This is a genomic window from Methylobacterium sp. SyP6R, assembly GCF_019216885.1.
In the GTDB taxonomy this organism is placed as follows: domain Bacteria; phylum Pseudomonadota; class Alphaproteobacteria; order Rhizobiales; family Beijerinckiaceae; genus Methylobacterium.
Map to the genome: position 1 here is coordinate 4,318,448 of NZ_JAAQRC020000001.1, position 25,762 is coordinate 4,344,209.

At 68.3% G+C, this 25,762-nt stretch carries 23 protein-coding genes and 1 pseudogene; 13 read left to right on the top strand and 11 right to left on the bottom strand.

Going from position 1 to position 25,762, the window contains the following annotated elements:
- Nucleotides 1–267 precede the first annotated feature (267 nt).
- Genes HBB12_RS19880 through HBB12_RS19890 form a run of 3 tightly spaced genes read left to right on the top strand, consistent with a single transcriptional unit; the run spans nucleotide 268 to nucleotide 2,808 of the window.
- Entirely contained in the window at nucleotides 268–1,302 is a 1,035-nt protein-coding gene (locus HBB12_RS19880) for an ABC transporter substrate-binding protein (protein ID WP_236990930.1), read from the top strand.
- A gap of 10 nt (nucleotides 1,303–1,312) precedes the next feature.
- On the top strand, nucleotides 1,313–2,068 hold the full coding sequence (locus tag HBB12_RS19885) for an ABC transporter permease (RefSeq protein ID WP_236990931.1): 756 nt from the start codon (nucleotides 1,313–1,315) through the stop codon (nucleotides 2,066–2,068).
- The gene (locus HBB12_RS19890) at nucleotides 2,056–2,808 is read left to right on the top strand and encodes an ABC transporter ATP-binding protein (protein ID WP_236990932.1); all 753 of its coding nucleotides are present in this window, start codon (nucleotides 2,056–2,058) and stop codon (nucleotides 2,806–2,808) included. Before HBB12_RS19885 ends, HBB12_RS19890 begins: the two co-directional genes overlap by 13 nt.
- Nucleotides 2,809–3,138: 330 nt before the next feature.
- Here HBB12_RS19890 and HBB12_RS34310 read toward each other — a convergent pair whose 3' ends face one another.
- The 4 genes and pseudogenes from HBB12_RS34310 to HBB12_RS19915 all read right to left on the bottom strand — a co-directional run bounded on the left by HBB12_RS34310 (nucleotide 3,139) and on the right by HBB12_RS19915 (nucleotide 8,978).
- The gene (locus HBB12_RS34310; RefSeq protein WP_272913286.1) at nucleotides 3,139–5,796 is read right to left on the bottom strand and encodes a VWA domain-containing protein; all 2,658 of its coding nucleotides are present in this window, start codon (nucleotides 5,794–5,796) and stop codon (nucleotides 3,139–3,141) included.
- Between the two features lie 234 nt (nucleotides 5,797–6,030).
- Nucleotides 6,031–6,528 (bottom strand): annotated as a pseudogene (locus HBB12_RS34525) (lipase family protein); the annotation flags it as partial.
- Nucleotides 6,529–6,963: 435 nt separating this feature from the next.
- Entirely contained in the window at nucleotides 6,964–8,322 is a 1,359-nt protein-coding gene (locus tag HBB12_RS19910) for a pentapeptide repeat-containing protein (protein WP_236990933.1), read from the bottom strand.
- A 2-nt stretch (nucleotides 8,323–8,324) separates the two neighbouring features.
- Nucleotides 8,325–8,978: a GntR family transcriptional regulator gene (locus HBB12_RS19915; RefSeq protein WP_236990934.1), complete on the bottom strand. Its 654-nt coding sequence runs from the start codon at nucleotides 8,976–8,978 to the stop codon at nucleotides 8,325–8,327.
- 112 nt (nucleotides 8,979–9,090) lie between these two features.
- On the opposite strand from HBB12_RS19915, the gene HBB12_RS19920 reads away from it, so the two are divergent.
- Nucleotides 9,091–9,723 (top strand): FAD-binding protein, encoded by a 633-nt coding sequence (locus HBB12_RS19920; protein WP_236990935.1) that lies wholly within the window; start codon nucleotides 9,091–9,093, stop codon nucleotides 9,721–9,723.
- A gap of 463 nt (nucleotides 9,724–10,186) precedes the next feature.
- On the opposite strand, the gene HBB12_RS19925 is transcribed toward HBB12_RS19920, so the two are convergent.
- A complete protein-coding gene (locus HBB12_RS19925) occupies nucleotides 10,187–11,083 on the bottom strand; it encodes a dihydrodipicolinate synthase family protein (RefSeq protein WP_236990936.1) in 897 nt (298 codons plus the stop codon).
- 27 nt (nucleotides 11,084–11,110) lie between these two features.
- Nucleotides 11,111–11,269 carry a hypothetical protein gene (locus HBB12_RS19930; RefSeq protein ID WP_236990937.1) on the bottom strand — a complete coding sequence of 53 codons (159 nt, stop codon included), beginning with the start codon at nucleotides 11,267–11,269 and terminating at the stop codon, nucleotides 11,111–11,113.
- Between HBB12_RS19930 and HBB12_RS19935 the strand changes: the two genes are divergently transcribed.
- The gene (locus HBB12_RS19935) at nucleotides 11,268–11,555 is read left to right on the top strand and encodes a hypothetical protein (RefSeq protein ID WP_236990938.1); all 288 of its coding nucleotides are present in this window, start codon (nucleotides 11,268–11,270) and stop codon (nucleotides 11,553–11,555) included. The genes HBB12_RS19930 and HBB12_RS19935 overlap by 2 nt on opposite strands.
- A 214-nt stretch (nucleotides 11,556–11,769) precedes the next feature.
- Nucleotides 11,770–13,110 (top strand): TRAFs-binding domain-containing protein, encoded by a 1,341-nt coding sequence (locus HBB12_RS19940; protein WP_236990939.1) that lies wholly within the window; start codon nucleotides 11,770–11,772, stop codon nucleotides 13,108–13,110.
- 188 nt (nucleotides 13,111–13,298) lie between these two features.
- On the opposite strand, the gene HBB12_RS19945 is transcribed toward HBB12_RS19940, so the two are convergent.
- The 4 genes from HBB12_RS19945 to HBB12_RS19960 form a co-directional block, all read right to left on the bottom strand.
- Entirely contained in the window at nucleotides 13,299–13,691 is a 393-nt protein-coding gene (locus HBB12_RS19945) for a hypothetical protein (protein WP_236990940.1), read from the bottom strand.
- A gap of 13 nt (nucleotides 13,692–13,704) precedes the next feature.
- The gene (locus tag HBB12_RS19950; protein ID WP_236990941.1) at nucleotides 13,705–14,553 is read right to left on the bottom strand and encodes an SPFH domain-containing protein; all 849 of its coding nucleotides are present in this window, start codon (nucleotides 14,551–14,553) and stop codon (nucleotides 13,705–13,707) included.
- 71 nt (nucleotides 14,554–14,624) lie between these two features.
- Nucleotides 14,625–15,647 carry a hypothetical protein gene (locus HBB12_RS19955; protein WP_236990942.1) on the bottom strand — a complete coding sequence of 341 codons (1,023 nt, stop codon included), beginning with the start codon at nucleotides 15,645–15,647 and terminating at the stop codon, nucleotides 14,625–14,627.
- On the bottom strand, nucleotides 15,644–17,323 hold the full coding sequence (locus HBB12_RS19960; RefSeq protein WP_236990943.1) for a toll/interleukin-1 receptor domain-containing protein: 1,680 nt from the start codon (nucleotides 17,321–17,323) through the stop codon (nucleotides 15,644–15,646). Before HBB12_RS19960 ends, HBB12_RS19955 begins: the two co-directional genes overlap by 4 nt.
- A gap of 499 nt (nucleotides 17,324–17,822) precedes the next feature.
- On the opposite strand from HBB12_RS19960, the gene HBB12_RS19965 reads away from it, so the two are divergent.
- The 3 genes from HBB12_RS19965 to HBB12_RS19975 all read left to right on the top strand — a co-directional run bounded on the left by HBB12_RS19965 (nucleotide 17,823) and on the right by HBB12_RS19975 (nucleotide 21,501).
- Entirely contained in the window at nucleotides 17,823–19,994 is a 2,172-nt protein-coding gene (locus HBB12_RS19965; RefSeq protein ID WP_236990944.1) for a marine proteobacterial sortase target protein, read from the top strand.
- Nucleotides 19,991–20,563 carry a class GN sortase gene (locus HBB12_RS19970; protein ID WP_236990945.1) on the top strand — a complete coding sequence of 191 codons (573 nt, stop codon included), beginning with the start codon at nucleotides 19,991–19,993 and terminating at the stop codon, nucleotides 20,561–20,563. Before HBB12_RS19965 ends, HBB12_RS19970 begins: the two co-directional genes overlap by 4 nt.
- A 134-nt stretch (nucleotides 20,564–20,697) precedes the next feature.
- Nucleotides 20,698–21,501, top strand: coding sequence for a helix-turn-helix domain-containing protein (locus tag HBB12_RS19975; protein WP_236990946.1), 804 nt, complete (start codon nucleotides 20,698–20,700; stop codon nucleotides 21,499–21,501).
- A 313-nt stretch (nucleotides 21,502–21,814) separates the two neighbouring features.
- Here the strand turns inward: HBB12_RS19975 and HBB12_RS19980 are convergent, their stop codons facing one another.
- Nucleotides 21,815–22,030, bottom strand: coding sequence for a hypothetical protein (locus HBB12_RS19980; protein WP_236990947.1), 216 nt, complete (start codon nucleotides 22,028–22,030; stop codon nucleotides 21,815–21,817).
- A 65-nt stretch (nucleotides 22,031–22,095) separates the two neighbouring features.
- On the opposite strand from HBB12_RS19980, the gene HBB12_RS19985 reads away from it, so the two are divergent.
- The 4 genes from HBB12_RS19985 (at nucleotide 22,096) to HBB12_RS20000 (ending at nucleotide 25,500) form a co-directional block, all read left to right on the top strand.
- Nucleotides 22,096–22,308: a hypothetical protein gene (locus HBB12_RS19985; RefSeq protein WP_236990948.1), complete on the top strand. Its 213-nt coding sequence runs from the start codon at nucleotides 22,096–22,098 to the stop codon at nucleotides 22,306–22,308.
- Between the two features lie 165 nt (nucleotides 22,309–22,473).
- Nucleotides 22,474–23,781, top strand: a complete 1,308-nt coding sequence (locus HBB12_RS19990; RefSeq protein WP_236990949.1) for a quaternary amine ABC transporter ATP-binding protein — start codon at nucleotides 22,474–22,476, stop codon at nucleotides 23,779–23,781.
- Complete coding sequence (locus HBB12_RS19995) at nucleotides 23,697–24,548, top strand: ABC transporter permease (protein ID WP_236990950.1); 852 nt, start codon at nucleotides 23,697–23,699, stop codon at nucleotides 24,546–24,548. Before HBB12_RS19990 ends, HBB12_RS19995 begins: the two co-directional genes overlap by 85 nt.
- Before the next feature lie 115 nt (nucleotides 24,549–24,663).
- Nucleotides 24,664–25,500, top strand: a complete 837-nt coding sequence (locus HBB12_RS20000) for a glycine betaine ABC transporter substrate-binding protein (protein WP_236990951.1) — start codon at nucleotides 24,664–24,666, stop codon at nucleotides 25,498–25,500.
- The last annotated feature ends 262 nt before the right edge of the window (nucleotides 25,501–25,762 follow it).

Sequence of the window (25,762 nt, forward strand, 5' to 3'; positions counted from 1 at the left end):
GCTTGGGCCGACGACCCGAGGTTAGAAGAGGCCGGAGGACCGGCGCTTGCCTGTGCTGACCAAAAAATTGGACTGCCCGTGCCAGGGCGCAGGCCTGCGGCTTTCCGGGGCAAGCCGGACGATCTTCTCCGCGTTTGTGCGATGAGAGAAAATTCTTCCGCTATACACCTATCAGATAGAGGATTTTTCTTATATCCGCGCCGTTCTTGCACCGCGGCAGGACGATGCCCTAAGCGGACACGGATTCTTCCCCAACAACGGCCGGCCATGACCATCACGCGACGCAGCATCCTCGGGGCAGCCCCGGTCCTGGCGGCCTGCGCCCTGAATGGCGGCCGGGCCCTGGCGCAAGGTCGCACCGCCCCGCTCCGGGTCGGCGTGATCCCGATCCTCGCCGCCGCGCCGATCTACATCGCCGAGAAGGAAGGCTGGCTGAAGCAGGCCGGGCTGTCGCTCGCGATCACCACCTTCGAGTCCGGCCCGAACATGATCCAGGCGCTCGCCTCGGGGACCCTCGACGTCTATGTCGCCGGCGTCGCGCCGCTCGGCGTCGCGCGCTCCAAGGGCATCGACGTGAAGGTGGTGGCCGCCACCTCGGTCGAGGAGAACGTCGTCGTCGCCGGTCCCAAGCTCGCCCGCTTCGCCGAGAAGGGCGTCGCCCCGGCCGAGGTGTTCAAGCGCTACCGGGACTCCGCCGGTACCCCGGCGCGGCTCGCGACCCAGCCCCTCGGCTCGGTGCCCAACACCACCCTGCAGCACTGGCTGTGGGAGGTGGCGAAGGTCGATCCGAAGGACGTGACGATCGTCTCGATGGGGATCGACGCGACCCAGCAGGCGATCCTCGCCGGCGCGGTCGAGGGCGGCATCCTGCGCGAGCCCGCGGTCTCGATCGTCACCGGCCGCAACCCGGCGATCCGCCTGATGGCGCTCGGCGGTGAGATGTTCCCGAGCCAGCCCGGCACCGTCGTCGCCGTCACCCGCGCGCTCCTCGATCGCGAGCCCGACGCCGTGCAGGCTATCGTGACCGGCATCGTCCGGGCCGTCGACCTGATCGGCCGCGAGCCGGACCGCGTCGCGCCGATCGTCGAGGGCGCGCTCGGCAAGGGCCTCGTCGACACCGCCACGATCCGCCGGGCCCTCGCCTCGCCGGCGACGCGCTTCACCGCCGATCCCCGCCCGATCGTGGAGCCGACGGCGGCGATGCAGCGCTATCAGGTCAAGATCGGCGCGCTCGACCGCGAGGTCCCCCTCGACGGGCTGTTCGAGCCGCGCTTCTACGAGCGCGCGGTCGCGGGCAAGTAAAGAACAACCGATGCGATCCCGCCCCGCGGCGGCCCTGCTCCCGCTCGTGGGACTCGCCGCCTTCTTCGCCCTGTGGGAGGCCGTGCCCCGGCTCGGCCTCGTCAACCCGGCCTTCCTCCCGCCGCCCTCGGTGCTGCCGGAGGCCTTCTTGCGCGAGTTGCGCTCCGGCCAGTGGCTGGCGGCGGTGACCGGAAGCCTCGGACACTACCTCGCGGGCCTCGCCCTCGGCGTCGGCCTCGGCATCGCCGCCGGCACGCTCACGGGGATGTCGCGCACCGCGGAAGGGCTGACCGCCTGGGTGGTGCGGGTCTTACGCCCGGTGCCGGGCCTCGCCTGGGTGCCGTTCGCGATCATCTGGTTCGGGGTCAGCCCGGAGGCGGCCCTGTTCATCGTCGCGATCGGGGTGTTCTGGATCGTCTATTTCGCGGCCCACGGGGCGATCCGCGGCGTCGACCGCGACCTGATCGAGCTCGCCGCCGCCTTCGGCTTCCGCTCCGCCCCCGAGCGGCTGGTCACGGTGGTGTGGCCGGCGGCGATGCCCGGCATCCTCGTCGGCGTGCGCACCGCCATCGGGCAGGCCTGGATGGCGGTGGTGGCCGCCGAAATCTTCGGCGTCGCGGGCCTCGGCCAGCGGATGATGCAGGCCTCGACCCTGCTCGCGACCGACATCGTCGTCGTCTACATGCTCACCATGGCGCTGCTCTACGGCGTGTTCGATGCCGGCTTCACCGCCCTCCAACGCTGGATTCTCAGATGGCGGGCCTGATCGCGATCCAGGGCCTCGCCCTAACCTTCACCCGCGACGGCACCCGCACCACGGTGCTGTCGGATCTCGACCTCGACATCGAACCCGGCGAGTTCCTGGCGATCGTCGGCGCCTCCGGCGTCGGCAAGTCGACGCTGCTCCGCGTCATCGCCGACCTGGTCAACCCAAGCGCCGGCACCGTCTCGGTGAGCGAGCCGGAAGCAGGCCGCCGGGCGGTCGCCCTGGTGTTCCAGGATTCGCGCCTGCTGCCCTGGCGCCGCGTCCTCGACAACGTCGCCTTCGGGCTCGAGAAGCTGCGGTTGCCCCGGGCCGAGCGGCGCCGGCGGGCGCAAGCCGCCCTCGACCGGGTGGGCCTCGGTGCACTGGCCGGGCGCTGGCCGTTCCAGCTCTCCGGCGGCCAGCGCCAGCGGGTGTCGCTCGCCCGCGCGCTCGCGGTCGAGCCGCACGTGCTGCTGATGGACGAGCCGTTCTCGGCCCTCGACGCGCTCACTCGCGAAAACCTCCAGGACGAGCTCGCCCGGCTCTGCCGCGCCTCGGGCCAGACGGTCCTGTTCGTCACCCACGACATCGAGGAAGCGGTCTACCTCGCCGACCGGGTCGTGGTGCTGGCGGGGGCACCCGGGCGCATCGTCGCCGCCCACCGGATCGCGACGGCCCAGCCGCGCGACCGGGCGGCGCCGGAGCTGAAGGCGATGACGCAGGTGATCCGGGAGGAGTTGCTGGGGGCAGCCGGGGGATAGGGGTCGAATCCGCATGGCGTCCCTCGATGACGTCGGCGCGCGCGTCCCGCGGATGACCGCTCCCGACCCGATCGCGAAAAAGGCCCCGGCAAGGCTGCCGCCGCCCACGCCCCGCAACGCTGCGGTGCCAGGTCTTGGTGTCAAATCAAGTCTTGGTGCCAAGTCGGGTCTTGGTGCCAAGTCGGGTCTTGGTGCCAAGTCTTGCCAACGGTCGGCGAGGCCGACCGTTGGCTCCATGCTCGCGCCGTCATCGATCCCGTGCCCGAGCGTCGCTCCGGCACGATTCCGGATGTCGAGCGACATCCGGAGACCGGCGATCGGGTCTTCGGTTCAGACGAAGACGAAGTTGTCCTGGCTGAAGTTCTTGCCCGCGAGGTCCGACAGGGACGAGACGTCGCTGAAGCGGGCGATCGAAGCCGCTTCGTTCACATCCTGCACGTAGAGCAGATTGCCCGTCCCGACCGTCGTGTCGAAGTAGAGGATCAAGTCGCCGGTCTGCTCACCGGTGACCGCGGCCGCCGCGGCGGCGGCGGATGCGAAGCCCTGGTCGGTCAGAACCAGCACGCTCTCGCCTGTCGCTCCTGCCGCGGCGCCGGCGTAGAAGCTGTCGACCCGCGTGGAGGGGCCGCCCGACGCCTTGTTGACGAAGTTCGCTCCGGACTGATCGGCGCCGAGTCCCGCGGCATCGAAGTTCAGGCGGTCGTCCGATGCCTGGAAATCGGCGATCACGGTGTAGCCCGGCAGGAGCGCGCCACCGCCGAGCGCCAGCGGGTTGGCGAACTTGAACTCGAAGATGTCGCGCCCGCTGCCTCCGGTCAGGGTGTCGAACCCGTCGCCCTGATAGAGGATGTCGTCCCCGTCACCGCCGCCGAGACTGTCGTCGGCAAAGTCGCCACGCAGAGCCATGCGTCCGTCGTCGCCGTAGAGGATGTCGTTGCCGTCTCCCCCGTCGAGACGATCGGCACCGGCCCCGCCGATGAGGGTGTCGTTGTCCTGCTCGCCGAGCAGCAGATCGTCGCCCGCATTGCCGAACAGCAGATCGGAACCGAAGAAGCCGGTCACCGTGTCCGCACCGTCGCCGCCCGACACGACATCGTCGTCGACATCGCCGTAGAGCAGGTCGTTGCCCGCACCGCCATCCAGCGTGTCGCGTCCGGCAAATCCGTGGAGGACGTCGTCGCCGTCGCCGCCGAGGCCCAGATCGGCACCGTCGCCGCCGTCGAGGTAATCGTTGCCCTGGCCGCCGAACAGCACGTCGTCGCCGTCGCCACCCTCCACGATGTCGTTGCCGTCCCCTCCGTCGAGCCAATCGGCATCCTGCTCGCCGCTGACGAGGTCGTTGCCCTCGCCTCCGCGCAGGGTGTCGCGGCCGAAGAAGCCCCGCAGGGTATCGTCGCCCGACCCGCCGTCGACGACGTCGTTGCCGACGTCACCGAAGAGGATGTCTCCTCCCGCGAGCCCGAAGATCGTATCGTCGCCGCCGAATCCGTGAATGAAGTCGTCGAATTCTCCGCCGGTGAGCGAACTCGACGCGTCGGTATCGAGAATCGTCAGCGGCCGGTCGGTGTCGTCGTCCAGAATCGTCAGCACGGCGCTGCCGACGCCGATCGTCGACGGCTGGTTGACCGACACGATGCGCAGGCCGAAGGTTTCGTCGGCCTCGACCAGGCGGTCTCCCTGCACGGAGACCGTGACGGTCCGGGATGTCTCGCCGTCGGCGAAGCTGACTGAGACCGGGATGCCGGCGACATCCTCGGCATCGGCCGTGCCGAAGGCCGCGAGCGTGACGGTGGCGGCGCCGGAAGCGACGTCGCGCGAGACGGTGAACGAGACGTCGCGGGCTCCCGCGTCGCCCTCGGCCACCGATGCATCGCCGAGGCCGATCGAATAGATGGGGGCGGCGAGCACCTTCAGCAGCGTCTCGACCACCGTCGAGGCGTTCGAGGCCGTGAAGACGGCGCCGCCGGATTCCGCCGCGATCGTCCCGAAGGCGGCTGCCGTGCTCGGCTCGCTCCCGATGACGACGGTGTAGATCTGAACCGGCACGACGCCGCTCGATGCCTCCGTTGATGGATCCGCGACGGAGAAGCTGGTCACGAACAGACCGGGCGCCATCGACCGGGTCACCGGTGAGGTGGGCACGTCCACGTTGAGGTTGCGAGCCAGGCGATAAACCTGGGCGGCCAGATCGACGTCCTTCGGAGGCGCATCGCCGAACAGGATGATCCGGCGCGCCGCCGCATCCGTGCGCCAGGTGCCGGCGCGTCCGTCGAGCGCGCGCAGCAGCCCGGCATTGACGGCCTCCGGAAAATCGCCGCCGCCACCGACGCTGATGCGGTTGATCGCGGCGATCGCCGCGCTCTTGCGGTCGTCCGGGTCGGGCTGCTCGGTGAACCGCAGAAAGGTCTCGGTCGCCGGATCGTTGTAGCCGACGACGGCGACCCGCGAGTTCAGCAGCCCGCGGCCGGGATCGAAGATGCCGTTGAGGATGGCCGCCGACTGCGCTTTGACCGCGTCGATGTCGTCGAACATGCTGCCCGTCGTGTCGATCACGAAGGCGACGTCCTGGCCGGGCCGGAGATTGACGGTCAGGTCGGAGAAGCGCGCGAACTCGACGTCCTTGAGAGTATCGACGCCATCCCTGCCGGTTTTGGAGTCGGAAATCACGACCGATCCGTCGGTCATGTATTCGATGTCATAATCGCTATAGGCGCCTGCATATAGGGAGGTGTCGCTCCCAGATCCGCCCTCGATGGTATCGTCTCCTTCTCCGCCGACGATCAGATCGTTTCCTCCGCCGCCCCGGAGCTTGTCGGAACCCGAAAATCCTTCGATGGAATCATTGCCTGTGCCGGCCAAGATATCATCAGAGGCGACCTCGCGGCCAATATAATAAGTTGCTTGGTTATGGTGACTCGAAGAAACTGATGCGAAATCTGTGACGGGCCCATCCGTATCGACAAAGACGACGTTCGAATCGGGGGTCATCTCGGAGAAGAATTTTGATTTTATGATAATTTCAAGTGCATCTACGTAATTGTTTTTATCGTGCGGCTCTGTGCGGGGAAATCCTGGGAAAGAATACGTATCGTCATACCATAACGTATTATCAGCAGTCGATGAAAATTCGTTACTGGATAAGGGGCTGCTCAACCGCGGCAATATCTTGTATACGATGTCATTTTCAAATCCAATATTCAATATATTTTGACTGTCTGCAACCTTTGGGGTCGCAAATGTGATGTAGTCCGCCGCACTAAATGCGCCGCCATACCTATCGAATGATACATCTCTTAGGATATTTGCAGCGGCCGCGCCAAGACTGTGACCGGTAACAAATAGATGGTTAAATCCAGCCGTTGTGGCATAAGAAGAAACCGCATCTAAAAACGAATTATAGGCATTTATATAATTATTATTTCCAATGATATCTAAATATGTGACTGCATCAAATTTTTCGTCTGTTCCTCTAAAAGAAATTGTTAAATTGTCTCCTTTTTTAAAGACAGCGGCCGCTGGAAGTCCTAAAAATCCCAGGCCGGCCTCAAAATAATCACCAAAAGACCCGCTTAATACACCGGAAACAAAACCAACATCGCTTCCCCTTACGCGCGTCCATTTCTCACCTGGCTCACCTCCATCTGTATATGCAGATCTCGCCAGTTTTGCCATCTCAGCGATTGTCTTAGGGTCTGCCGACAATCCCCCAAAATAGGGCATTTTTCTCTCCCTTGATGCTGAATTGGTCGCTTGTGTGAAATTTTGTCACGATACTGTTTCTGGATATCAGCGGAGGAGCTCACTTGCAAGTCCAGGCGAGAATGCTGGCAAGTTGCACCAATAATGACGACCAAAACATATGCATTGTTATCGTCGAGACTTTTCAAAGAACATTCAAATTTTCTAACTAAATTTGAAATAAAAATTTAAAGACGCGCTTATAAGATACATGTAACAATTTATTTTAGATTTTTAATAGTAAAAAATAACATACACTTGTAACGCTTTCGGTTATTGCGGCGCCTACGAAAGACGCAAGGGCATGAGATTCGCCATCGGTATGCCTTTCGCTTTCAGGCAGTGGAACCGACACACGGGTTGCCGACATTTAGGCCTCTGAGGGGCGCGGCTACCGCTCGTTCGACTCACGTCGACTCACCGCCGCAACCGGTTCCCCAGCACGAACCCGAACAGCCCCATCAGCACGATCCCAGTCCCGCCCTGCACCCCGACGAGCAGGTTGGTGACCCGGCCGACCGGCTTGATGCCGATCTCCGGCGGGTTCGCCGTCATCATGTTGAGGGCGCTGTAGCTCATGAGATCCAGGAGGTTGTAGGTCGCCGCCGTACCGCCCTCCGGGATCAGCCCGCCGGTGAGGCCGTAGAGCCCGCCGAAGACCGCGATCAGGATCGCGAAGGCGCGGAACAGCCGCGACAGGCTCTCGCCGTAATCGCACAGCCACTCGACGAAATGGTCGGCGAGCCAGCGATAGCCGTGGCGAAGGAATCCCTTGCGGTCGCGGGCGGCCTGAGCGGCGCGAAACAGCGCACCGGCATGGAGGCGGCCCATGCGGCGACGGCGACGATAGGCCCAGCCGGCCTCGTCGTGGCTGCCGATGCTCTGAAAATTCTGCTCGAGGGCGAGATAGCTCGCCTTCGCCGCCTCGTACTCGCCGGCCAGCTCCTCGCCCACCGCCTCGCCGATCTGGGCGGCGCGAAAGCGGGTGCCGTTGAGCCAGGCGCCGGCGAAGCGCGCATGGCGAAGACTGCAGGAGGAGAGATCGAGCCGTACCAGGGTCGCGGCGGAGAGATCCGCACCCGAGAGATCGGCCCCGTCGAGCTTGGCGCCGGTGAGCACGGCGCTGCGCAGGCGCGAGCCGGTGAGCCGCGCCTTGGTCAGGCTCGCTCCCTCGAAATCGGCGTGCGTCAGGTTGGTATCCGTCAGGTTCACCTCGTCGAGGCGCGCCCCGCGGAACTTGGTGTAATCGGCATCGGCGCCGGTGAAGTCGGCGCCCCACAGGTCGGCGCCGGAAAAATCCGCGCCGTCGAGGAGGCTGCGGGGTAGGCGCGCGAAGCGTAAGGCGGCATCGCGAAAACTCGCATCTTCCAGCATCGCCTCGGTGAAATCGGCCTGGCCGCCGGCCACCCCATTGAAGCGGGCGCCGCTGAGATCGGCCTTGCCGAAATCCGCCTCTTCGATCAGCGCGCCGGAAAAGTCCGCCGAGCGGGCGAGCGCGCCCGAGAGCCGCGCCCGCTTCAGGGTGGCGCCGGTGAGGTCGGCCTGTTCGAGGTCGCTGCCCGGGATCTCGGCGCGAGCGAGGTTCAGGCCCCGGCGCTCCGCATCCCACCAGCCCGAGCCGTCGGCGAGCGGCGCGAGACGGTCGCGGCTCAGGTCGGCGTCGCGCAGGTCGAGGGGGCGGCCGTCCCGGCAAAAGGGGCGGCCGTCCTGGCTCGCGATCTCGGCGAGGAGCGCGTCGGTGCGCGGGTCGAGCGGGGGAATCGGCCGGGTCTCCACTCTCACATTTCCTGGTGCAGGCGGATCCGCGCCTTGAACGCCGCCCGGATATGGGTCCGCGCCGCCGCCTCGGCACCGTCGCCGTCATGGGCGCGGATCCGCGCCACGATCGCCGCATGCTCGTCGATCACGGCCGCAGCCCGCTCTCCTTGCGCAAGGGTCGTGCCGGAGAGGAGCACGAGGGAGAGCCGCATCGTCTCCAGCGTGCCCTGCAGGAAGCGGTTATGGGCGCAGGCGTGGATCTGGCGGTGGAACAGGCGGTTGGTGCGTGCCAGCGCCGCCGCATCGCCGAGAAGGCCCCGGTCGCGCTCGACCATCTCCTCCAGGATCTCGACCTCGATCGCGCTGGCATGGATGGCGGCGAGCCGCGCCGCCGTGCCCTCCAGCACCTCGCGCAGGTCGTAGAGCTCGGTCACTTGCGCGTAGTCGAGCCGTGCCACGCTGGCGCCGCGATGCGGCTCGTGCCGCACCAGCCCCTGCGCCTCCAGCCGCGCCAGGGCCTCGCGCACCGGCGTGCGGCTGATCGCGAAGCGCTCGGCCAGCTCCGCCTCGCGCAGGCGGCTCCCGGGGGGCAGCTCGCCCTCCTCGATGGCGCCGAGCAGGCGGTCAAAGGCGCCTTGGGCCCCGCGCGGCCCGCCCGATCCCCGCTCCGTCATTCCACCCCGTCCTCGACCTCGCCCGGGATGTGCGCGAGGGCGCTCGCCGCGACAAGCCGGCAATCTTGCATACAGTCGCATACAATAGCATAACGGATGCAGGAAGAACGCCATGAACACCGGAAGGGACTTCGTCGTCGTCGGCTCCGGCAATGCCGCGATGAGCGCAGCCATCGCCGGGCGCGAGCAGGGACGCAGCGTCCTGGTGATCGAGAAGGCCGGGCGGGACCTCGCCGGCGGCAACACCGCCTACACGGCGGGCGCGATGCGCTTCGTCTATGACGGCGCCGAGGATCGGCTGCCGCGTCTCGGAGGCCCGGACGACCTGCGCTTGAGTCGCACCGATTTCGGCGCCTATCCGGCCGAGCGATTCGCCGCCGATCTCCTGGGCTTCAACGACGGCCGCCCCCGGAGCCGCGAGCAGCAGGCGCTGATCGCCGAGAGCGACGACGCCGTGCGCCGGCTCGCCTCGCGGGGGGTGAAGTTCGAGCCGATCTATGCCCGCCAGTCCTTCGAGAAGGACGGGCGCCACGTGTGCCGGGGCGGGCTGACCCTCGCGACCCGCGGAGGGGGCCACGGGCTCGCCGAATCCGGGCGCGCCGCCTTTCGAGGCGTCCCCGGCCTCCATGCCTGCGGCGAGATGGTCGGCGGCGTGTTCTTAACCGGCCATCCAGGCGGCTCGGGCCTCACCTCCGGCGTGGTGTTCGGGCGGCGGGCCGGGAAGGGGGCGGCGCGGGTGGGGTGAACGAGCGCTGGAGCCTTGCCCGACGGCACCGCCACGATGAATGACAGCGAGGTGCGTCCGCCAAGATCGGATTGTCCACTCGCGACCTCATCCTGAGGTGCCGCAGCGTAGCGAAGGCCTCGAAGGAGGGCTCCAGAGAGCCCTGAGACTTCTGGAGCCCTCCTTCGAGGCTCGCTTCGCTCACACCTCAGGATGAGGTCGAGGGTGGGAAGAGTCGGAGCCGGCCGGGAACGGGTCCCGCCATGGACCGTGTTGCAACGCCACCGGTCGGCGCTGCCGGTTTCGTCCTCCGGCGGCGCGGCGCTCTTATATCAACGATCGTTGAAAACGACCGTTGGTTCCGTTCTCGAATTTTCGCCAAGACTTTGGTTTGGTGTCGAAAATCCGAGATGGGTCAACGGTCCCGTCGATCTCGGGCTTGCCCGAGACCGAATCGATGCGTCAGCATCCTGGGCCGTCGGTATTACGCCTCGTCGAGTTCGAGCGCTCGGATCACCTCCGCCACCCGCCCCCGCGCCTCGTCGCCGAGCGGCAGGATCGGCCGCGGCGGCACGGACTGGGTCAGGCCGAGGAGGTCGGCGCAGGCATACATGACCCGCAGGCTCGAATACTGCCGGAACAGAGCCCAGAGCGGTTCGAGCCGGGCATCGAGCCGGCGCGCCTCGGCGACGTCCCCCCGCCGCACGGCCCGGACGATCGCGACGGCGGCTTCCGGGAACATCCCGGCCACCACGCTGTACCAGGCCTCCGCACCGGCGATCAGCGCCTCGGTCGCGGTCCAGTCGCCGCTATAGCCCAGCGAGAAGCCCGGCGGCACTGCCGCGCGCAACGCCGCGAGGTGACCCGCCACCGCCTGCGGCTCCTGCCCCGGGCTCTTCACCGCGACGATTCCGGGCACCCGGCTCAGGCGGCCGATCAGCTCCGGGCCGAACCGGAAATGGGTGGTCGAGGGATTGTCGTAGAGGCAGAGCGGCAGGCCGCTCTCCTGCGCCACCGTCGCGACATGCGCGAACACCTCGTCGTCGGTGAGCGGCGTGTAGGAGACCGCCGCGAGGAGGCCGGCCGCGGCCCCGGCCGCCCGGGCATCCTGGGCCAGCCGCAAAGCCTCGTCGGTCCGCAGCGCGCCGATTCCGGCCATCACCGGCACGCGGCCGGCCGCCTCGTCGAGCGCCGCCTCGAGCGCCCGGCGGCGCTCCTCTCGCGTGAGGTAGGGATAGGAGCCGGTGCTGCCGAGAAGGCCGATCGAATCGACCCCGCCTTCGCACAGCCGGGCGACGAGCCGGCGCAGGGCCGGGCCGTCGACGCGGCCCTCGGCATCGGCCGGCGTGATCGGAAAGGCGGAGAGTCCGGTCAGATGCATGGACGTCGTCCCTGGTTCGAGCGGGCGTCAGGCGGCGGGCCGCCGCGCGAGGGCGAGGCCGACCCCCAAGGCGATCATCGCGGCGCCCGAGGCCTCGCGCAGGCGGCGGACCGATGCGGGACCGGGCGTGACGGCGAGCACGAGGGCCGCCGCGCAGAAGAGGGCGAAGGAGGTCGGATCGGGCATGACCGTCTCGGACAGACTGGGCGCCGGCTGGCACCCGGCAACGGGGCCAATAGCGGCGATCCGGCGGGTCTCCCACGGCCAGTTCCGTGCGATCGCGCTGGTCCAGTTGACGGGAACGGCGAGCGCCCGGCGAAAGCCGTCTCGTGTGACGCCCGAGGCCGCCGGCCTCAGCGGCGCCGCGGGCCCTGGACGAGCCGATCATGCAACCCGGCCGGCGCCCATGCGATACGGCATTTTTACCGCATCGAAATTTTCGAACCATATTCTTTTATCTGAAATAATATGAATCATTCGCTCATATTCTATTTATAATCGTAAAATTCGGACCTTTCACTGCCGACGACTCCCTCGAGATCGGCGCAGATTCTATCGCTGTCGAATCTCCTATCGTCATAGCGTGGACGGCGTCGATCGTGTAGACGATGGCCGCACCTCGATACGACCGATCTCGCTCATGGCGGACGATCCGCTCTGCGCTCTATTCTGCGGGAGACTCACTCATGAAGCCCCTCTGCTTCGTCCTGATGCCGTTCGGGACCAAGAAGGACGAGTCCGGCCGCATGATCGACTTCAATGCGATCTACAATCGTATCATCCATCCGGCGGTGATCGCGGCCGGGCTCGACGTCATTCGCGCGGACGAGGAGCATGTCGGCGGCTCGATCCACAAGACCATGTTCGAGCGGTTGATGCTGTGCGAATATGCCATCGCCGACCTGACCACGGCCAATCCCAACGTGTATTACGAGCTCGGCGTGCGCCACGCGCTGCGCCCGCGCTCGACCGTGATCCTGTTTGCCGAGGGGACCAAGCTGCCCTTCGACGTCAGTCCGGTGCGGGGGCTCCCCTACCGTATCGACAAGGGCGTACCGACGGATCCGCGCGCCTGTGCCGAGGCGATCACGCGACGGCTCGTCGTCTTGCGCGACGAGCAGGGCGACGACAGCCCGGTTTTTCAGCTCATCAAGGACATGTTGCCGAACCGCGCGGTCGATCACGAGAAGAGCGACCTGTTCCGCCTCTTCCGCCGGAGCGCCGAGACCGCGCACCGCATCACGGACAGGCTGGCGCAAGCCCGCCTCGCCGGCAAGCAGGCCGTGCTGGACGCCGCGGAGGATCAGGTCTTCGCGGATGTCTCGGTCCTGGAGACCGGCGTGGTGCTCGATCTCTACCTGTCGTTCCGCGACGTGGGGGCGTTCGCCGAGATGGTGTCGCTCTACGAAAAAATGGCCCGCCCGCTCCAGGGCACGCGGCTCGTGCAGGAGCAGTTCGGCTTCGCGCTCAACCGGCTCGGCCGGCACGAGAAGGCGGAGGCGGTGCTGAAGGGCGTGATCGCGCAATACGGGCCGAGCAGCGAGACCAACGGTCTCCTGGGCCGCATCTACAAGGACCGCTGGGAGACCGCCACGAAGGCCGGCAACCGGCCTCTCGCCGACGGTGCGCACCGGCAGGCGGTCGCCACCTACCTCGCCGGCTTCGAGGCCGACTGGCGCGACGCCTTTCCGGGCGTCAACGCGGTGACGATGATGGAAGTCGGGGAGGAGGCGGACCCGCGCCAGGACGTGATTGTCCCGGTCGTGCGCTACTCGGCGTCGCGGAAGGCGGCCGGTGCCTCCGCCGATTACTGGGACCACGCCACGCTGCTGGAGATCGCGGTGCTGGCCCGCGACCGCAAGGCGGCCGGGGCCGCGCTCGCCGACGCGCTGGCCTTCGCCAAGCCGGACGCCCCCTGGGAGCGGGAGACGACGGCCCGCAACCTGCGGCTGATCCGAGAGACGCGGGAGAGACGGGGCGAGGAGGTGGAGTGGATCGCCGAGATCGTGGCGGCCTTGGCGCCCTGAGCCCCCGGGCCGGCTTTGCCGAACTGCGATTCCCCTCGCCGCTGCCCCGCCGTCGCGCGGGGCCCGCGGAGCTGGGCCGCACTCGCGAACGTGGCCGCCGGTCTTGCGGCGAAAGAATTCGCGACGCGGCACAATCGAAGATCCGGGGCGGCACCCGATCGCAAGGCGATCGGGCGCCGCTCTCGCGCTCACTGCCAGAGCTTCGTGATGACGAACGACCAGAACGTCTGGATCTGACCCCAGGCGCTCCCCGATGGCGGCTTGAGGCCGTAGGCGAGCACGGCAAACCCGACCGTGCCGGCCACCAGGACGAATCCCATGAGCGCCACCCGCGACGGGACGACCGCCATGGCGTCGCCGAGCCAGTGCTGCAGGCCGGGCGGCGCCCCGCCCCGCCGCCGGATCGCGGTCGCGACGACGTAGTCCAGGCGACAATAGAGTGCCGCACCCACGCGCACGATGACGTAGAGATAGACGGCCAGCAGGATCGAGAAGACGACCGCCTGGGCGATGAGCGGCGCTGATCGGCTCACGCCGCGTATCAGATCGGCGATTCCGAACGGCGCGACGACCGACAGCATGGCCCCGCACCCGTCACGACTTCGCGGGCGCGGCGCCGGAGGCCGGCGGCAGGGCGAGGGAGCCCGGCGGGCGCAGGGCCCCGATCGCCGCCTCGATGAGACCGCCGTAACGCTCGTGCAGGTCGTGCGGCTCGATCACCTTGATGTCGATCAGCAATTTCAGGAAATCGATCTGGCGCTGCCGGTCGCCGGCAAACTGCTCGAGCTTCATGTTGAGCGCGGCGCGGAAGTTCTCGTCCTTGGTCACCAGCGTCTGGGCCAGAAGCTCGTCGGGCGAGTCGAGCAGGCGCACGATCTCCTCGCGGCGGGCCTTGTTGATCCGGGCCTCGGCGGCGTCGGCCTCGCGGACGAGGGTTTCCTCCGCGATCCGGCGCAGGAGGGTCATCGCGTTGGCGTCGGGCCGGACGTCGGCCGTCGCGTCGATGACGCCGATGGCGGGATCGACGGCGAGCGCGCGCAGATCGGTCTCGATCGCGCGCTTGGCCTCGGCTGCGTGGCTCACGTCGGCCCGCAAGGCCCGATCCTCGGCGATGCGCCGGACGCGCTGGGCGAGGAAGCGCGCCGGATCGCCGAGGCCTTCGCTGACGGCCCGGGCCGGATCGACGATCTTCACGGTGAGCTGCACCGCGACGTCGAAGTCGATGCCGGCCCGGACGGAGGCGCAGCGGACCTTCGGCAGGTCGACGGCCTGAGGCCGGACGTCGACGTGGTAGTAGCTGGAATAGCCGCCGAACATGCGCTCGCCCCAGGTCAGGCGTGCACCGCCCGTGAGGGCCACGATGCCCTTGGCGCCGGCCGCCACCACGACGAAACCCGGTTTGTGCGCCGGCATGTCCGGCGTCGGCCCCTCGATCAGCATCATGGATTGCGCACCCTTCAAGAGATGGTCGATAGGATGCCGGCCCGTCCGCGACCGGCCTCGCGGAGGATGGATCAGGAACTGGCGCCGCCGCCGGGCGACGCGGCATCCGGTTTGCCGATTCTATTCGCGAGACTCGCGATGACCTGTTCCGCCAGTTGTGGATACCGCACCTGGATCTCGTGGGCTTCGATGATGCCTTTCTCCATGGCGAAGGTGAGCATCTTGATCTGCTCGTCGCGCGTCCTCGCCGCGTCGGCGACCATGTCGAGATAGACCGCCCGATAGGTCTCGTCCTTCGTGGCGATCCAGGCCGCCAGGACTTCGCGGGGCGAGCGGAGCGTGTCGAGCACGCCGTCCCGCCTCGCCCGTCCGACGCGCGTCTCCGCACCGATCGCCTGGATGTGCAGGTCGGCCTCGCTCGACCGGCGCATGAGGTCCAGGGCCTTCTCGTCCGAGACGACGCGGCACGAGATGCTCGAGACGGAAACGATCCCGTCGGTCATGCCGTGGGCGAGGGCGCCCCGCAGCCTGTCGCGCACTTTGTCCATCTCCCAGGCGGGGATGGCGGCGGCGATGTCCCGCACCGCCCTGATCAGGGAGGCGGCGTGGTATCCGACGATGTCGCGGATGCCGTTGCGGACCACGGCGGCCGCGTCCTCGACCCGCGCCTCGAAGGACAGCGTCACCCTGAAGGATATGCCCGGGCTCGCCGAATCCACCTCCCACGTCAGTTCGGCCGCCTTCCGGCCGACATCGACCAGGAAGTACCGCTCGCCGCCGCCGAGCAGCCGTGTGCCGAGCGACGATTGCCGGAACGCCGATGCGACCTGCTGGCCGCCCGCCCTGGCCGCCCCGGCGCCGACTTCGGCCGCCTTGCGCATGAACGGCGTGAGCGTGGCCACGACGCGGTTCTCGGCATTGAACACCGACTCGCGCGGCGCGGCCGTCGTCGCGGTCGGGGGCTGCTGCGGCGCCGGGCGGGCGGCCCCGAGCACGCGGGCGCGGGCGCCGTCATAGGCCACGATGACGGTGCCCGGCCGGATGGCCGGCTTCGCGTCGCCGTCGGCGACGATCGGATCGAAGGCAGAGATCATGCGTCGTCAACCGGCGTTGCGGACAGGTCGAGGGAAGGTTCCGCCAGCCGGGTCCGCGTGTAGCGGCGGCGCAGCGTATGGACGAGCCGGTCGCGGTCCCGGTCGGTCGTGCAGGCCACGTAGATCGCGCGGGCCAGCGTGAGGAGCGGGTCCGGGCCGTCCGCTTCGGCGCCCTCCTCCTGCCAGTTCTTCAAGGTGGCCTGTGCCGATTCGCGCGGGCTGAAGGCATCGCTGCCGCCATCGCGCAGGGCCGCCTCGAACACCGCCGCGGTGGCGTTGCGCGTGTCCTCGCGCTCCATCAGAGCCTGGAGGGACAGCAGGCCGTCGACCGTCGCGGGCGCCGTCAGCGGAAGCAACTCCATGAGGTTCAGGAACAGATAGATCGGAAGCCGCTGGGGCGTGCCGTCGTCGGGACGGCATGCCCAGTCCGCCAGCTGGCCGATGAGCTTGCCGAAGTTGAACAAGCTCTGGTCTTCCGTTGCCATGCTCTGCTGGACAAGGTATTCGACCGCCGCCCGCATCACCTCGAGCACCTTAAAGTTTGTGTGCTTCGACTGCGCCACGCGCTTCAGGACGTCGAGGGACAGGCCTTCGATCCGTGAGCCCGTATAGCCGCAGGCGAGTTCGACCGCGGCACGAAGGTGCTTCTGGTCGCGGCTGCCGGTGAGGTCGCGCACGAGGTCCGACACCGCCGATCTCAGCGTCGCGTCGAAGACGGCGATCGACAGGGCGATGTCGGCGACATCCCGGGTCGCCGGATGCTCGTCGAGCATCCAGGGTCGGATGAGATTGTCGTAGACCGACGCGAAGCGATTGCGCGCCAGGGTCCCGATCATCAGCCCGATGCGCAGCCGGGTATCCGCGCCGACCGTATGGGTGAGATGGCCGAGCCAGTCGATCAGCGCGGGACGGAGGCCGTCGAACTCGTCCCAGACATGGAGAAGCAGGTCGTAGGCGCGGTGCGGATCGGCGAAGCGGACGCATTCGATCTCGATTCCGAGCCGGCCATGGGTCTCGGGATAGCGGACGGCGCCGACCGCGGCGAGGCGCTTGGTGCGCGAGGCCAGGATGGTACCGAGCGCTTTCTCGGCACCGGCTTGCGCCCCGAGAACCTCTCCGAGCCGCCTCTCCAGATCGCGGGCGAGGGGTGTCACCGTCGCCAGCGGCGCGCTTTCGGCCACGGCGATCGCGATCGCGGTCGACAAGTCGTCCAGCGATGGACCGGTCTCGAGCCAGTCGCTCGCCGTCTCGGTCTTCGGCTCCTGCGCGATCGTCGTGCCGCGGTTCAACAGACGGCAGACGCGCAAGAACCCTCTGCCCTGCACGAAGCTGTCGAAATTCGGCGTCAGGATGATCTGCCGGTCCTTGATGACCCCCTCGATCCCGATCGACATCGTGAACTCGCCGATCTTCACCGGGATGAGTTTGTCCTGCTTATGGGCCCGCTCGATTTCGACCGCGACGTAGGAATTGTCCGACGCGAACACATTCCGGCTGAGGAAGGCGATGACGTAGTCGGCCGCGTCGATCTCCCGTTCGAGCGCGTCGCTCCAGCGTCGCCCGGGGTCGATCAGCTCGTCCCACCACACGGACAGCCCGGCGCGCTCGAAGGTTTCGACGATCGGCCTGACCTGATCCTGGTCGGCCCTCGAGTAAGAGATGAATAAATTTGCCATGTCGGATTCCTCGATCTCCGCCATAATTTGTGTTTCATCAGGGAAAAAGACCCTTCCAAAAAACGAAAATTCCAGTCGAAAAATAATATGATACGGTGTGAGATTTTGGAAAAATCGTCGATAAAACGGTTGTTATAATATTGATTTCATCAAAATGTGTCTTTTTTGAGAAAAACCGAAGAAAAGAGAAATCGATCCGAAACGCTCGACCGCCGCGCGCCTCGGTCATGCTGACCGATCCCGGGCGCCCGCTGCGGGACGCGACGGCGCGCGGTCGGCGGAAGGATTGTATGCCGCGAGGGACCGCCGGAAGCGGACGCATCCGGACGGACCGGCACCGTCCCGCCGCGCTTGGGGCGGCATCCCGTACCGGCCTGGACCTCCCGTGCGGGAGCCGCCGGACGATTGGCGAAGCGTCCCGTGGCGGCGGGCCTCGGCCCGCGCGAGCCTCAGGATCGGCCGGTCCCCGAACCGGTGCCGACGACGAGGACGACATCCCGTGCCCCGATGCTCCCTTCCCGCCCCCCGCGCGATCCGCGAGCCGCTGCCTCGCAACCTCCTCATCGGCCCGATCGTCGCGGCTCTGCTCGCATTCCTCGGCGGGCCGCCGGCCCGGGCGGAGGAGGGCGGCGGCGGCACCCTGCTCCTGCGCCACGGCGGGCGTGAGCCGGTCGAGGCGCCGCGGCTTGCGACCGATGCGGCCATTTTGGTGAGCGGCCCGACGGCCCGGGCCACGATCACCCAGGCTTTTCGCAATACCACCAGGGAGTGGGTCGAGGGCACCTACCTGTTTCCCCTGCCGGAGGACGCCGCCGTCGACGCGATGCGGCTCGTGGTCGGAGACCGGGTGATCGTCGCCGACATCCGCGAGCGGCAGGCGGCGCGGCGCGCCTATGAGGCCGCGCGGGACGAGGGCAAGGCGGCGGCCCTGACCGAGCAGCAGCGGCCGAACCTGTTCACCAACGCGGTCGCCAATATCGGCCCCGGCGAGACCGTGCTGGTGCAGATCCAGTACCAGCAGGGCGTGCGGCGCTCCGGCGACACCTACTCCTTGCGCCTGCCGACCGTCGCCGCCCCGCGCTACAATCCGGCCCCGCCGGTGCTGCTGCCTGCCGCGGACCGCCCCGATCGTCCCGAGGGCGAGCCCGACCCCGTGCCCGACCGGAACGCCATCGCAGGCCCGGTGCTCGATCCGGCGCGCCACGCGCCGGTCAACCCGCTGACGCTCTCGATCGACCTCAAGGCCGGCTTTCCCCTCGGCACGGTGGCAAGTGCCACCCATGCGATCACCGTCGAGGCGCCCTCGGCGAGCGAGCGCCGTATCGCCTTGCGCGACGGGGCCGCCGCGGCCGACCGGGATTTCGAGCTGACCTGGACGCCTGCCCCCGGGGCCGCACCGACGGCCGGCCTGTTCCGCGAGCGCAAGGCCGGCACGGACTTCATGCTCGCCGTCGTGACCCCGCCCACGGCGGCGCTCCCCGCCGCCCCGATGCCACGGGACGTGATCTTCGTCATCGACAATTCGGGCTCGATGGGCGGCACCTCGATCCGCCAGGCCAAGGCCAGCCTGCTGGTCGGCCTCGACCGGCTGCGTCCGGGTGATCGCTTCAACGTGGTCCGCTTCGACGACACGATGGAGACGGTGTTTTCCGACCTCGTGGCCGCCGACGAGGACCATCTCGACCGGGCCAAACGCTTCGTCGCCGGGCTCGAGGCGCGCGGCGGCACCGAGATGCTGGCCCCGCTCCGGGCGGCGCTCGAGGACGCGCATCCGGAGGAGACCGGGCGGGTGCGCCAGGTGGTGTTCCTCACCGACGGGGCGATCGGCGACGAGGCGCGGATCTTCAAGGCCATCGCCGAGGAACGCGGGCGCACCCGGCTGTTCATGGTCGGGATCGGCTCGGCCCCGAACGGTCACCTGATGCGCCACGCCGCCGAGCTCGGCCGGGGCACCTTCACGCAAATCTCTTCGGTGGGCGAGGTCGCCGACCGGATGCGCGACCTGCTGGTCAAGCTCGAGAGCCCGGTCGTCACCGATCTTTCCGCGACCTTCTCGGAGGCGGCCGAGGTGACGCCCGCGCAGCTGCCGGACCTCTATCGCGGCGAGCCGGTGACGATCGCGGCGCGGATGGGGCAGGCGAAAGGCACGCTCACCCTCACCGGCCGGACCGGCGACACGCCCTGGCGCACGGTGCTCGACCTCGACCGGGCGGGGGAGGGGGCCGGCATCGGCAAGGTCTGGGCCCGGGCCCGGATCGGCGAGGCGGAGACCGCGCGGATCACCGGCCGGATGACGCCGGAGGCCGCCGATGCGGCGATCCTTCAGCTCGCCCTCGACCACGGCCTGACGACCCGCCTGACCTCGCTCGTCGCCGTCGACGCCACCCCGCGCCGGCCGGGCGCCGCCCGCCTCGCGCGCACCGACCTGCCGCTCAACCTGCCGGCCGGCTGGGATTTCGAAACCCTGTTCGGGCAGGACGTCCCGCGCGGCATCGCGCCTTCGCCCCAGCGCAGAGCCGAAGGCGATCCGGCCGCGTTGATCCCGGCCGCCGCCCGCGGCATCGCCCTGCCGCAGACCGCGACGGACTACGAGGTCCGGCTGATCCTCGGTGCCGTCCTCCTCGGCCTCGCCCTGCTCCTGCGACTCCGCGGCCGGAGGGTGATGCGGTGAGGGCACTTGCCGCTCTCCTCGCCGCCGCCGGCCTCGTCCTCACGGCCGAGGGTGCCTGGATCCCCGCCAAGGCCGCCCTGGCCCAAGCCCTGCTCGCCCGCGCCTTCGCCCGCAGCCTCGCGGAGGGCGGACCGGTTCGGCCCTGGCCCTGGGCCGACACCGCCCCGGTCGCCCGCATCGGTTTCCCGAGCCTCGGCGAATCCTACCTCGTGCTCGCCGGGGCGAGCGGGCAGGCCCTGGCCTTCGGGCCGGGCCATGTCGAGGGCACGAAGGAGGCGGGCGAGCCGGGCCTGGCGGTCTACGCCGCCCACCGCGATACCCAGTTCCGCAGCCTCGGCCGCCTCGCCCCCGGCGATCCGGTCGAGGTGCAACGGTGGGACGGGCGGATCGTCGCCTTCCGCGTCACCGGTGCGCGGGTCGTGCGCTTCGACCGGTCCGGCCTCGATCCGGACGCGCCGGGGCGGCGCCTCGCGCTGGCGACCTGCTGGCCGCTCGACGCGCTCGTCCCGGGCCCCGAGCGCCTGGTGGTCGAGGCGGTCGCCGAGGCGACGGGGAGGACCGAACCTTGACGGAGGGGAAGACGTGCGGTTTCGTGCGGGTTCGTCCGGAACCCGCCCGGATTCCCGTGAGGGGTCGCGCGGGTTTCACAGGAGCCGGCCCGGATTCGAGAGGAACCCGCCCGGATTCCGGAGGAATCCGCAGGATGCCGCCCCTCGACGCCGCCCCCGAGACCGACGAGGCCGCCCTGCCTGAGGGGCAGAGCCGGGCGGTGGCGGATGCGGTGCGGGAGGCCCTGGCCCGGCGCCGCCTGTCGCGCCAGGCCCTGGCGGATGCGGCGCGGATCAGCCTCTCGACCCTGGAGAAGGCCCTGTCCGGCCGCCGGCCGTTCACGCTCGCCACGACGATCCGCCTGGAGGAGGCGCTGGCGACGCCCCTGCGGCAGGCGCCGCCGCGCCGGGAGGCCGCGCCGCGCCCGGCGCCGGAGGCTTTCGGCTCCTATACCCGGGCGGCGGTGGCCTTCCTCGAAGGACGCTACCTCACGCTTCGGCCGTCCTTCGGGCAGGCCGGCGCGATCTTCGCCTACCGGACCGAGATCGCCTGGGACCCGGACCGCGACCGGCTGGTCTTTCGCGAAGCCGAGCGGCTGGACGCGCCCTTCGCCCAGACCGGCACCGTCTCGGTGCCCAACCAGTCGGGCCACGTCTACCTCGTCACCGAGTTCCAGGGTCAGTACCGGCTGGCGATGCTCGGCCGGCCGACCATCCAGGGCGAGATGTTCGGCATCCTGACGACCCTCGTCTCAGGGAGAGGCGCGCAGCTCACGCCCGCCGCGACGCCGCTCGCCCTGGTGCCGGAACGGACGACGCCTGAGGGCGCGCAATACGGCCGGATCGCCGCCGGCATGCCGTGCGAGCCGGACTATCGCCGAATCCTCGACCGGGTGCGGGACGACGGCTTCGCGGCGTTCCCCGGCTGCGTCCCGCCGGGTCTTCCCGCAGGAAACTGAGTTCAGCAGAATCGGAGGATCAGCACGTTTCCCCATCCCCGACCACAGCCTGAGGTAGATGGCGGGATATCGCCTGTTATTCCAGGCATGATCGATGATGTTTGTCATGCTAGATCATCTTCCGACGAAGTGGATGCCGGCCCTTCGTAGAAATTGTGGCAATCAACGATCGAGAGGGCTTCGCGATTGCAGCGCGATCGTGACGTGCTCTTGCACGCAGCGCGGATTGGACCGGCACGAACATTCTCGCGGGTGGGATGGGCGCTGCCCGTCGTCGGACCGGATCCCGGGCCACCCATCAGACGGCTTGCTGTCAGGCCGCCTGCCGGGCGAGAACGACCACCTCGCAGCTATCGGCCCGCATGCGCCAGTCGGCGAGGCCGGCGGCCTCGCAGAATCGGGCTTGGGCGAGGGCGACGGCCGAGACCTCGCACGGCGCCGATACCACGGATTGCCGCTGGACGACGCGGCGATCATGGCCGAAATCGTCCGGAACGACCTTATGGAAGGTCACGAGATACTTGCGCATGGCGCATCTCCGTCGGCAGGATGCCGCGCCGGGAGGGAGCCTGGACGCGGCTGCGGCGAAGGGCCTTGATCCAGCGCAAGGCCGTCGCCGGCCCCCGGCGCCTGTGCGAAGCCGGTTTCCGCATCGCGACGCGATCAATCGGAAACCGTATGACTCAGGGGCATGGTGCAGAGGCCGGATGCGGGGCGTTGATTGCGCTGCACATCATGTGTTCATCCTCTGCGGATTCTTCCCGCAACATGACGAAACCCGCAGCAATGCTGCGCCGCACCAAATGATTCTCCCTGGCGAAACTCGCCCGTGTCGCCTTCGCGGCAAAAAATGTCGCAGCCGGACAAGCTGCGAGGCCTGCGCCAGCTAATTTTTCATAATACAAGGTAAAGGCCTTCGGTTCTTTCTAGTATCGATCGGCGAAGCACGCTGCTCCAAAGGGGTCATGAGCCATGAGCCACATCGTTTTGGAGGGAGTCAGCAAGATTTTCGGCCATAAGCAGGCCGAGGCGGTCGGTCTCATCGCGCAGGGCAAGCGCAAGGCCGAGATCGCGGCGGCCTGCGGCGCGGTGGTCGGCCTGTGCGACATCTCCTTCGATATCGTCGAGGGCGAGATCCTGACCCTGATGGGCCTGTCGGGCTCGGGCAAGTCGACGCTCCTGCGCTGCATGAACCGGCTGGTGGAGCCGAGCTGCGGCAGCATCCGCGTCGGCGACGTGGACGTGACGAAGCTCGGCCGCAAGGACCTGCTGGCGTTCCGCCAGAAGACCTTCGGCATGGTGTTCCAGCACTTTGCGCTGCTGCCGAACCGGACGATCCTGGCGAACGTGGCGTTCGGCCTGGAACTCAAGAACGTGCCGGTTGCGCGCCGGACCGAGGCGGCCATGCAGGCGATCGAGCTCGTCGGCCTGAAGGGCTGGCACGCCAAGTATCCGCATGAATTGTCGGGCGGCATGCAGCAGCGGGCCGGCCTGGCGCGCGCGCTCGCGGCCGATGCCGACATCCTCCTGATGGACGAGGCGTTCAGCGCCCTCGACCCGCTGATCCGCCGCGACATGCAGTCCGAGCTGCGCGAATTGCAGCGGAAGCTCAGGAAGACCATCGTCTTCGTCTCCCACGATCTCGACGAGGCGGTGGCCCTGGGCGGCCGCATCGTCTTGATGAAGGACGGGGAGGTCGTGCAGATCGGCCAGCCCGAGGACATCGTGGCCCGTCCGGCGACCGAGTACGTCGCGCGCTTCGTCGAGCATATCGACCTCGTGGCGGTGATGCGGGCGGGGCACGTCGCGGATCGCGCCGCGCCGGTCCTGGCGCCCACCCTCACCGTCGCCGAGGCGCGGGAGCGGGTGGCGGGCGAGGGCGGCGACGCCTGGCTGGTCGCCGACGACGAGCGGCGCTTCGTCGGCCGCCTGCGCGCCGGCGCGCTCGCGGGTGCCCGGCCGGCGGAGACCGTCGCCGGCCTGCTCGACCGGGGTGCCGAGCCCGTCGGGGCGGAGCTGCGCCTCGACGGGCTGCTCGCTCGGGTCGCGGCCGAGGGCTGCGTCGCCGTGGTCGACCCGGACGGGCGCCTGATCGGCGGCATCACCAGCCGGGACGTGGTGCGGGCGCTCGCCGCCCGCCCCGACCTGCACCCCACCGAAACCCCGACAATCCCCAAGCCGGCAGGAGCGGAGCGATGGACTGGAGCGTCCCAAAATTCCCCCTCGACACGCTCAGCGACCAAGGCCTCGACTGGCTCACCGACCATGGCGCTTGGCTGACCCGCGCGGTCAGCCGCTCGGTCTCCGACTGGATCGACGTGCTGACCACGGCGCTCGTCGCGGTCCCGCCCTGGCTCTTCATCGGGCTCGCCGCCTTCGGCACCTACAAGATCGGCGGGCGCAGGATCGGGCTGCTGACGCTGTTCGGCCTTCTGTTCCTCTGGGACCTGCGGTTGTGGCAGGCGACGGTCGAGACCCTCGTCCTCGTCACCCTGTCGACCGTCACCGCCCTGGTGATCGGCATTCCGGTCGGGATCTGGTTCGCCCTGAGCCAGCGCGCCTGGCGGGCCTTCTCGCCGATCCTCGACATGATGCAGACGCTGCCGAGCTTCGTGTACCTGATCCCGGCGCTTCCCTTCTTCGGCCTCGGCGCGGTGTCGGCGTGCTTTGCCACGATCGTGTTCTCGGTGCCGCCGGTGATCCGGCTGACGGCGCTCGGCATCCGCAACGTGCCCTCCGAGCTCGTCGAGGCCTCGGACGCCTTCGGCGGCTCGACCACCCAGAAGCTGTTCAAGGTGCAGTTGCCGCTCGCGCTGCCGACCATCATGGCCGGCGTCAACCAGACGATGATGCTCGCCCTGTCGATGGTGGTCATCGCCGCGATGATCGGGGCCGGCGGCCTCGGCCGGGCGGTGTGGCAATCGATCCAGCGCCTCGAGGCCGGGGCGGGCTTCGAGGCCGGCATCGGCATCGTGATCCTGGCGGTCATCCTCGACCGCTCGACCCAGGCGCTCGCCGCCCGCGCCCGGCCGCACGGCAGCGCCTGAGACACCACCGGCCGTCCGCTTGGCGGGCGGCCTGGAGACAGGTTCCCGGCGCCCGCGGGCGTCGCGGCAGCGTGAAACCCCTCCCGACCACCACAGCCTTCGGATCGATCAGACCATGCGCGCGACAGCTCTCGGCGTCATCCTCTGCCTCGCCTTCGCCCAGACTCCGGCCGAGGCGGCCGGCAAGCAGGTGCGGATCGCCTATGTCGAGTGGAGCGATGCGGTGGTGGCGACCAACATCCTCAAGCAGGTGCTGGAGGAGAAGGGCTTTGATGTGAAGGCGATCCCGCTCGCCGCGGCGGCGATGTGGCAGGCGGTGGCGACGGGCGACGCCGATGCGAGCGTCGCGGCCTGGCTGCCGCTGACCCAGGCCGCCTATTACGAGAAGCTGAAGAACCGCATCGATCTGATCGGCCCGAACGTCACCGGCGCCAAGATCGGCTGGGCCGTGCCGGCCTATTCGAAGCTCACCTCGATCGAGGACCTGAAGACCCAGTCGGCCGCTGTCGAGGGCAAGGTGATCGGCATCGATCCCGGCGCCGGCGTGATGAAGACCTCGGAAGCGGCGATCAAGGCCTACGGCCTTCCGGTCAAGCTCGTCGACGGCAGCGACGCCACGATGACCAGCGCCCTCAAGGACGCGATCCGCCAGAAGAAGGACATCGTCGTCACCGCCTGGACGCCGCACTGGATGTTCGCGCGCTACGAACTGAAGTATCTCGCCGATCCGAAGAAGGCCTTCGGCGACGACGAGACCGTGAACACGCTGGCCCGCAAGGGATTGAGCGAGGACATGCCGGAGGTCTACGGCATCCTCAAGAAGTTCAAGCTGAACATCAAGGACGAGGAAGCCATGATGGCGGAGAACGAGGAGAAGGGCGCCAAGCCCTCCGAGACCGCCGCCAAGTGGATCAAGGCCAACCGCGCCACGGTGGATGGCTGGGTGAAGTAAGCTGGGGGATGAGGGTGGCTCCGGATGCGGAGGCCGGTGCCCGCCGATAATCTTTCCCATCCGCGACCTCATCCTGAGGTGCGGCTGAAAGGAGCCTTGAAGGAGGGCTACAGAAACTACGACGACCTCTGGAGCCCTCCTTCGAGGTCAGTCGATCTCTGATCGACTGACACCTCAGGATGAGGTGGATGACAGGATATCTCATACGAAATCCGGAAGATCACTTCCGGATTTCGTATCATCAGCCCGCGCGGCGCCTGAG

Excerpts from the sequence above, each read along its gene's own strand:
- HBB12_RS19880 (WP_236990930.1), top strand. The coding sequence starts at position 268 with ATGACCATCACGCGACGCAGCATCCTCGGGGCAGCCCCGGTCCTGGCG.
- HBB12_RS19885 (WP_236990931.1), top strand. The coding sequence starts at position 1,313 with ATGCGATCCCGCCCCGCGGCGGCCCTGCTCCCGCTCGTGGGACTCGCC.
- HBB12_RS19890 (WP_236990932.1), top strand. The coding sequence starts at position 2,056 with ATGGCGGGCCTGATCGCGATCCAGGGCCTCGCCCTAACCTTCACCCGC.
- HBB12_RS34310 (WP_272913286.1), bottom strand. The coding sequence starts at position 5,796 with ATGACCCCCGATTCGAACGTCGTCTTTGTCGATACGGATGGGCCCGTC.
- HBB12_RS19915 (WP_236990934.1), bottom strand. The coding sequence starts at position 8,978 with ATGACGGAGCGGGGATCGGGCGGGCCGCGCGGGGCCCAAGGCGCCTTT.
- HBB12_RS19920 (WP_236990935.1), top strand. The coding sequence starts at position 9,091 with ATGAACACCGGAAGGGACTTCGTCGTCGTCGGCTCCGGCAATGCCGCG.
- HBB12_RS19925 (WP_236990936.1), bottom strand. The coding sequence starts at position 11,083 with ATGCATCTGACCGGACTCTCCGCCTTTCCGATCACGCCGGCCGATGCC.
- HBB12_RS19935 (WP_236990938.1), top strand. The coding sequence starts at position 11,268 with ATGACCGTCTCGGACAGACTGGGCGCCGGCTGGCACCCGGCAACGGGG.
- HBB12_RS19930 (WP_236990937.1), bottom strand. The coding sequence starts at position 11,269 with ATGCCCGATCCGACCTCCTTCGCCCTCTTCTGCGCGGCGGCCCTCGTG.
- HBB12_RS19940 (WP_236990939.1), top strand. The coding sequence starts at position 11,770 with ATGAAGCCCCTCTGCTTCGTCCTGATGCCGTTCGGGACCAAGAAGGAC.
- HBB12_RS19945 (WP_236990940.1), bottom strand. The coding sequence starts at position 13,691 with ATGCTGTCGGTCGTCGCGCCGTTCGGAATCGCCGATCTGATACGCGGC.
- HBB12_RS19950 (WP_236990941.1), bottom strand. The coding sequence starts at position 14,553 with ATGATGCTGATCGAGGGGCCGACGCCGGACATGCCGGCGCACAAACCG.
- HBB12_RS19955 (WP_236990942.1), bottom strand. The coding sequence starts at position 15,647 with ATGATCTCTGCCTTCGATCCGATCGTCGCCGACGGCGACGCGAAGCCG.
- HBB12_RS19960 (WP_236990943.1), bottom strand. The coding sequence starts at position 17,323 with ATGGCAAATTTATTCATCTCTTACTCGAGGGCCGACCAGGATCAGGTC.
- HBB12_RS19975 (WP_236990946.1), top strand. The coding sequence starts at position 20,698 with ATGCCGCCCCTCGACGCCGCCCCCGAGACCGACGAGGCCGCCCTGCCT.
- HBB12_RS19980 (WP_236990947.1), bottom strand. The coding sequence starts at position 22,030 with ATGCGCAAGTATCTCGTGACCTTCCATAAGGTCGTTCCGGACGATTTC.
- HBB12_RS19990 (WP_236990949.1), top strand. The coding sequence starts at position 22,474 with ATGAGCCACATCGTTTTGGAGGGAGTCAGCAAGATTTTCGGCCATAAG.
- HBB12_RS19995 (WP_236990950.1), top strand. The coding sequence starts at position 23,697 with ATGGACTGGAGCGTCCCAAAATTCCCCCTCGACACGCTCAGCGACCAA.
- HBB12_RS20000 (WP_236990951.1), top strand. The coding sequence starts at position 24,664 with ATGCGCGCGACAGCTCTCGGCGTCATCCTCTGCCTCGCCTTCGCCCAG.